The following is a 7,371-nucleotide window of genomic DNA, read 5'->3' on the forward strand; positions in this document are numbered from 1 at the left end:
TCGTCAATGGATATCTATCGTAAGGCCTTCTACCAAGAGATATCACAGCTCCATCAACCAATAATCAATTGGTCAGTATTATTTATTTGAGTCCAGTGGCTAACTTATTCTTGAAATTTAGGAGGAGAAAATTAATATGATAATGCTGATTTTATCTTTAATCGTAGCCGTCGAGCACCTGGGGATTATGCTCCTGGAGATGTTTGGCACACCCCAGCAACAGGCCCAAGCATTTGACATGCCATTAGAGTATGTCAAGCAAGCACCGGCCCGCGTGGCGCTGGCTAATCAGGGGATCTATAACGGGATGCTGGGCGTTCTGCTGATCCTCAGCTTTTTGCTCTTTCACGGCGCCGTCTTGGTTATAGTTTTGCGTCTGTTACTAGGCTTCATCGTGGTTGTGGCCTTGTACGGGGGAATGACGGCGACCCGGAAGATCTGGCTGGTGCAACTGTTGCCGGCCGCCCTTGCCTTGCTGGTTACTTTTTTAATCTAGGGACTGGGAGTAGACTAATTCATCAGTTGAAATCTGTTCGTTCAAGGCGTTTGCCAGCTCCTGCGAGAGTTTTCCAGCGGCCAAGCGTTCCTGAACAAAGCTGTGCTCCCACTGGAAGGCCTCAATCGAGAGGTTGGTGATCATGTCCAAATCGAGATCCTGTCTATGGCTGAAGAGTTGCTTCTGCTGGAAGAAGACCCGGCGGACCATTGCGACCTCATTGGCATTGGTGGTGTTCTCCACCGAATGAAGGTACTCATCCACATTGTTGTTGACGATTGTGAGCACCTTCAAAATAGCCTGACGTTGCTGCTTGATGGCCTGCACTGTCTGTTTGTGACTGGCGGCGGGCATAATGTCCGGGTGGTACGAACGGAGGTGGCGCTTCCGGAAGAAATGCCACTTGAGGCGGTGCCAGAAGAGGCTCGTGAATTCGGTCAGCTGATGCTGCGGTGAGCGGAAGATTGATCGATTGACAAAGTGAGCATACATGGCGGCCTCCCGATCGCTGATGGCCCCGTCCGCATTTAGCTGGTCCAGGGTCTGCATTTCGACCTTATGAGCCCGGCTCATCAGCTGGGTAAAACGTTGCTTATTGAACTGGTGGTACTGGTTCATCTGGGTGCTGAGCTGGTCGATGACAATTGCCCTTTCCCGTGAGTCCTCCGTCTGGGTCCGCAACTGGTTGATGGCGTATTGGATCGTGGCGATGAGCTGACGGTGAAATTCTTCTGGCGTGTAGCTTTGCGACTTAGCTGGCAACATGAGCGGGAAGACAATCGCCCCGACCAGCAGGCTGATGAGGATGACGATCGCCGCAATCAGGATCATGGAGTTCCGAAAGGCGAAGGCGTGGTGGTTGATCATTACCGGCAATGAAAAGGCCAGTGACAGGGTGATTGTCCCGTGGATCCCCCCGATGGCCATCAGGATGCTGTCACGGTTGAGCTGGTCATTGGCTGAGCCGATCCGGACCAGTCGGAAGCGGACCCAGCAGTACCGCAGCAGGGTCATGATCAGGTAGAGAACCAGCGAGATCACGAAGAGGCGTCCTAAGTTGGGAAAGCTGGTACTTCTGAGAACCTGAGGGAGCAGGACTCCGAGGAGGACAAAGACCAGCCCATTGAGCGCGTCGCTGATGATTGTCCAAGTGGTGGTGGTGGCCATCTGGACCTTGGTCGAGGTCAGGCGCAGACGGTTATAGAGAATACTATGTACTACACCGGCGGCCACCACGGCGAGAATGCCGGAGAAGTGGAGTTCCTCGGCCAGCCAGTAAACGACAATTGGGGTCATGACGTTGATAGGGATGACGATCGAGCCGATGTCGACGTGGGATCGCATCAATTGGGTCCGCAGTTTGATCAAGAGAAGGCCCATGATTGCTCCGAAGATGATCCCCCCGAAGAAGACGTAGACAAAGATCCACAGACCGTGGCCGACTGAAAAGTCCCCCGAGCGGTAGGAAGCTAGGGCAAGGTCGAGGAGGACGATTCCGGAGGCGTCGTTGAAGAGCGACTCATATTCGAGGGCTCCGTTGACGTTTTCGGGAACCGACATCCCCGTGGTGATCGACTTAACCGCCACCGCATCAGTCGGAGTGATGATGGCAGCGAGCATGAAGGCTAGGGTAAACGAGAAGGTCTGCGGCATTGCCAGATGAAGGATGGTCCCGGCAATGATGACGGTTACCAAGGACAATACCACTGCAATCGAGAGGATTGATCGGAAGTTGCGCGAAAGGTAGGTAAGCGACTGGTTTTGCCCGTCGTTGAACATTAAGGGCGCGATGATCACCATCATGAAGATTTCTGGATGCATCGTGAAATCAGTCGCCGTGGTCGGCAGACTGGCGAGCAGCACCCCAGCGATGATCTGGTAGATCGAGAGTGGGATCTTAGGGTAGATCAGGTGAATAACGTTGGCCACGACGACCGTGGTCAACAGCAAAATGATTCCCAATAGTAAAGCCAATGAAAAAACACCACCTTAAAGATTAATAATATGGCTAAAACAATTATTAACGATTTCTGATTTTGGTGGAACTGACTAAATGGCTTGAAAAATGTTGTGGCTTATATTGATCATAAACGTCTCCCAGCTTTGTTAGTCTCTAAGGTAAAAAGCATCAGGCAAATAAAATGACAATTAGCCGTTGACTGGTATAATCAAAAGCAAATATGATCGGAGGACGGCTAGTATGAAGAAAGTTCAGAATATTGTGATTGGGTTTGGCAAGGGTGGCAAGACGCTTACCAAGTTCTTAGCTCAGCGTGGCGAAGAGGTATTAGTGGTGGAAAAGTCACAGCAGATGTATGGCGGGACCTGCATCAACATTGCCTGCTTGCCATCGAAGCGGTTGGTTACGGAAGCGGCACGGGGAACCGACTTTGCGACGGCTATTAAGGGAAAAATAGAGATGGTCGCGCAATTACGGAATAAGAATTACCATATGCTGGCGGACGAGGAGACGGTCACGGTGTTGGATGGGACCGCTCATTTTACCGGCAACCATACGATCGCGGTTGAAACGGCCACCGGAACCGAAGAATATGAGGGCGGGCGCATCTTTACCAATACCGGTGCGACCCCGAATATCCCCGCAATTCCCGGCCTGAAGGATAGTCAAGCACTCCTGACCTCAACAACCGCGATGGAACTGCCGGAACTACCCGCTAGGCTGGTGATTATCGGGGCGGGCTATATTGGTCTTGAATTTGCGGCGATGTTTGCCAGCTTCGGCGCGCAGGTCACAGTGCTGGATCACCATGCAACTTTCCTGCCTCGTGAAGATGATGACGTGGCGGCAATGGTAAAGGAAAACCTGGCGAAGCTCGGCGTTGAGATCAAGATGGGTGTTGCGATTAAAAAGGTCACGGACGAGGCCGGTCAAGCGGTGGTTAGGTACGAAGAGCAGGGGAACGAGCAAGGCGTTTCGGCTGATAAAATCCTCGTGGCGGCCGGTCGTCACCCTGTTACCGAAAACCTGGGCCTCGAAAATACCGACATCCAGTTGACGGACCAGGGCGCAATCAAGGTTGATCCTCATCTTCATACTACCGTTCCAAATGTTTGGGCCATCGGCGACGCAAAGGGCGGTCCCCAGTTTACCTACATTTCGTTAGACGACTTCCGGATCATCAAGGACGAACTCTTTGGTGACGGGACGCGCCAGACGACCAACCGGGGTGTGGTTCCGACTAGCGTCTTCATCGAGCCGCCACTGTCACAGGTGGGCTTAACCGAAAAGCAGGCCCAGGCGGCGGGGAAGGATTACCAGCTATTCAAGCTGCCGGTTGCCGCCATTCCTAAGGCGAAAGTACTGAAGGATCAGCGGGGGATGTTGAAGATGCTGGTTGATCCGGCGACAAAAGAAATTATCGGGGCGACGATCTACGCCCCTGAGTCACACGAGATCATTAACATGGTCGCCCTCGCAATGCGGGCCAAGCTCCCATACACCATGCTGCGCGACCAGATTTACACCCACCCGACGATCAGCGAAGGCTTCAATGATTTATTGAAGAAGCCGGTGAAATAAAGATAAGGTACTAGCTTCATGAATTTGGCGCTAGTGCCTTATTTCTATGCATTCTTACTCTGAACCGCGGCTAATTTCCTGTTGTCAATCGAGACGGGGAGCGCAATCGTCAGGGCCTTGATCAGGATTATATCCATGATGGTGATAAAGGTGATCGTTAACAATGTAACCGCCGTTTGAATGATTAACAGGTGGAAGCCACCGCCGAATAGTAGGCCGTTGGGGACCTGGCCACTGATCTGGTGACTCGCAAAAATGCCGGTCGCAATACTTCCCCAGATGCCGCTGATTCCGTGACAGCCAAATGCGTCAATAACATCATCGATCGCTAAGTGTGGCTTAACCTGGGTAATAAACGATTGGCTGATCATGGCCCCGACCATGCCGATGATCATCGAACCACCTAGTGTAACATAGCCGGCGTTGGGAGTAATGGCGACGAGCCCGGTGACGGCCCCGTTGCAAACACCGGCAAGGGTAACGTGGTTCAACCGGTAGCGGTCCAGCAGCATCCAGGTAACTATTGCCGTTGAGCAGGCAATCGTGGTCGTTAACATGGCCTGAACCGCGGTATCATCCACGGCCAAGGCGGATCCGGCGTTAAAGCCATACCAGCCGATCCACAATAGCGCTGTCCCGATTAGGACCCAGGAAAGGTTGTTGTGTTGGGCGTAGACTTCCTTGCGGCGGCCGACCCATGCGGAAAGGATCAAGGCGGTGATCCCGGCATTGACGTGGACGACCAAGCCACCGGCAAAGTCAACCGCCCCGAGGCTGGCGAGGAAGCCGTGCGGTGCCCAAACCATGTGGACCAGCGGGTAGTAGACGAAGATCGACCAGCAGATCGTGAAGATGATTAGGAAGTTAAAACGTCCGTGACCAACCACCGACCCGCAAAAGATCGCCGGGGTAATGATTGCGAACATCATAAAAAACATGGTGTAGTCACCGATCGGGATCCCGGTTTTCGTGACTGCGTTAATGGAGACGTTAATCATCAGTATGTTATGCAGGTTGCCGATTATCCCCCAGTGGTTGCCGGAGAACGAGAGGGAGTAACCGACCGTAATCCACAGAATGACGGCCAATCCACACATCATAAAAATAGTGAGCAGCATATTATTGGCATGCCGGTGATTGATTAGACCACCGTAGAAAAATGCTAACCCTGGCGTCATCAGTAACACCAGAATACTAGCAATCATGACGAATAATGTGTTTGCTTGTGACATGTAGACCATCTCCTCGTATTGTTGGGAATAATCTACCATCTTTGCGCAGCAGTCACAATGGATTGTGCGAAATACCGTGGAATCATTTGTGTGAAGTGCTTTCACTCTGAAAAATGATTAGTATCTGGGACAGTTTGGTTAAGAATATATTAGCCGCCTGCCATGCGTTCGCTGTATAGCAGTATTACAATTAAGTAATACCGTAATTATAGGATCGCGCCTGCACTTGTAGGTGAAATAATCCACCTTAATTAGTTGTTTGCTGTTTGAAGTGGATAAAATCAAATATGTTTCTGTTGTGTTTTCGTCAACATATACTTCGGGATCTAATGGATTGTCCAATAAATTTGCTGTATTCACTAAGATTGCAGTGTGTTCTTCAATATGTAAGTTATTGTTATTAATATAGCTAAGTCGTTCAGTATTTGTCATGTTAATTATTCTTTCATCCGTTATAAATTTGGTAAAATTGGCTTATCCATTTTTGTAGTACAAATTTAATAAATAATTGAATTGATGAGTAGTAGTTTTGAAGCGATTAATTATTATTAAGGTCTTTCATACTTTGCATTAGTTCTTTCGAAGTTTAGTTACGGCCTCTTCAATTGCTTCGCTTAGTAAGTAGATTCTTATCAAGACATCGCAAGCTTCAGGGCCTTCTTTAAGCATATCGAATTCTGGTGAAAGTTCTTCAATCGCTGCTTGTAATAATGTCCAATTTCCTACTAGATTTTGTTCGGCTTGCAGTATGTTAAATGTGTAAGAACCACTTCCATTGCCAGTCACACAGTCCTCGTTGAAAAGACGTTCATAAAGCGATTCGATTGCATCATTATCCTTACTATTAAGCAGTCTACGTTGCTCTTGGATAGTATAATTTTCTTGAATAAAGTCTATCACGTCCTCTGATTCTTGCTTTAAGTAGTCGTAAGTTTTCATAGATTAGTCCTCCATTTTTTCTTTTTCGGAGGAACTAGAAGTGCGACTTGTCGCACTTAAATATTAAAATTTATTAAAGAATGCCCAATATGGGGGTTGACAAAATAACAGATAATGCGAAAATCTACTTAAAGAAAAGAGAAAGAATCAAAGATAAAAGAAATTAATTTATTACTAGATAGAGACTGGCGTTGCCAGTCTTCTCTGCTGTTTTGGTTCTTAATAAATTAATTTCTACCATATATGTTGTAGTAAACTATTACAACAAAGCTAGTAATTCATTAGGAATTTAGTGCTTTCGATATAATTGGCCGGCGCTGGCCGGCCTTCTAGGTGTTTCAGCTAACTAAGTTAGCTGAAATGTTGAGAATTTTATGAAGAGTGATAGTCGGTTTTGATTGATTATCACTCTTTTATTGTTTTCGACATAGGTTGGCCGGCATGGCCGGCCTTCCTGGTATTCTGGTTGATTGGAGTAACCGGAGTGTTGAAATTCTCTGAAGAGTGATAGTCGGTTCTGACTATCACTTTTTATTATTTTCGACATAAGTTGGCTGGCATGGCCGGCCTTTCAGGTATTCTGGTTGATTGGAGTAACCGGAGTGTTGAAATTCTCTGAAGAGTGATAGTCGGTTCTGATTGACTATCACTTTTTATTATTTTCGACATAAGTTGGCCGGCATGGCCGGCCTTTCAGGTATTCTGGTCGATTGAGAGTAACTTTATTTGTGCTACTTTCTGTTCATTTAATTATTTGGGTCACTTAATTAGCGATAATTTTGCTGGTTAAGTGGCCTTTTTGCATTTCAAAGAAAGGAGAAAGAAACTTGATTATTAAAGAGAAACCCTTTAATGATTGGCAACTGCCAGACACAGATCCTAATAAAGTCGTTGTTGCTTTTGATTCTGAATATCAATCTGGAACTCGGAATCATATTTCAATTGGCGGTGAACTAATTGATGTTAATCAACGGCAACTTGAGGACATTATCTCAATCCAACTTGGATTTAATTACCAAAATAAAAGTTCAACTTTATATTTTGGCAGATTGTAAAATTTAAGTTGAACATTTAAGTGGACAGAAAAACCCATCAAGGTCTTTAATGGTGTTACCGTACAATCCATTAGAAAGAAGGACCTTGATGAGCACCACTATTTTATC

At 47.6% G+C, this 7,371-nt stretch carries 6 protein-coding genes; 3 read left to right on the top strand and 3 right to left on the bottom strand.

From position 1 onward, the window contains the following. Positions 1–136: 136 nt before the first annotated feature. Entirely contained in the window at positions 137–496 is a 360-nt protein-coding gene (locus tag OCT58_RS09575) for a DUF1304 domain-containing protein (RefSeq protein WP_267202615.1), read from the top strand. On the opposite strand, the gene OCT58_RS09580 is transcribed toward OCT58_RS09575, so the two are convergent. Then, positions 488–2,470, bottom strand: coding sequence for a cation:proton antiporter (locus OCT58_RS09580; RefSeq protein WP_267202616.1), 1,983 nt, complete (start codon positions 2,468–2,470; stop codon positions 488–490). The two genes, OCT58_RS09575 and OCT58_RS09580, sit on opposite strands and share 9 nt — an antisense overlap. A 226-nt stretch (positions 2,471–2,696) precedes the next feature. Between OCT58_RS09580 and OCT58_RS09585 the strand changes: the two genes are divergently transcribed. Next, on the top strand, positions 2,697–4,037 hold the full coding sequence (locus OCT58_RS09585; RefSeq protein WP_267202617.1) for an FAD-dependent oxidoreductase: 1,341 nt from the start codon (positions 2,697–2,699) through the stop codon (positions 4,035–4,037). A gap of 44 nt (positions 4,038–4,081) precedes the next feature. Here the strand turns inward: OCT58_RS09585 and OCT58_RS09590 are convergent, their stop codons facing one another. Then, entirely contained in the window at positions 4,082–5,269 is a 1,188-nt protein-coding gene (locus tag OCT58_RS09590) for an ammonium transporter (protein WP_267202618.1), read from the bottom strand. A gap of 570 nt (positions 5,270–5,839) precedes the next feature. After that, a complete protein-coding gene (locus tag OCT58_RS09595; RefSeq protein ID WP_072575185.1) occupies positions 5,840–6,208 on the bottom strand; it encodes a hypothetical protein in 369 nt (122 codons plus the stop codon). Positions 6,209–7,035: 827 nt separating this feature from the next. On the opposite strand from OCT58_RS09595, the gene OCT58_RS09600 reads away from it, so the two are divergent. After that, positions 7,036–7,263 carry a hypothetical protein gene (locus tag OCT58_RS09600; protein ID WP_267202619.1) on the top strand — a complete coding sequence of 76 codons (228 nt, stop codon included), beginning with the start codon at positions 7,036–7,038 and terminating at the stop codon, positions 7,261–7,263. Positions 7,264–7,371 lie beyond the last annotated feature (108 nt).

The sequence above is a fragment of the Limosilactobacillus kribbianus genome (assembly GCF_026413145.1).
In the GTDB taxonomy this organism is placed as follows: Bacteria; Bacillota; Bacilli; order Lactobacillales; family Lactobacillaceae; genus Limosilactobacillus; species Limosilactobacillus kribbianus.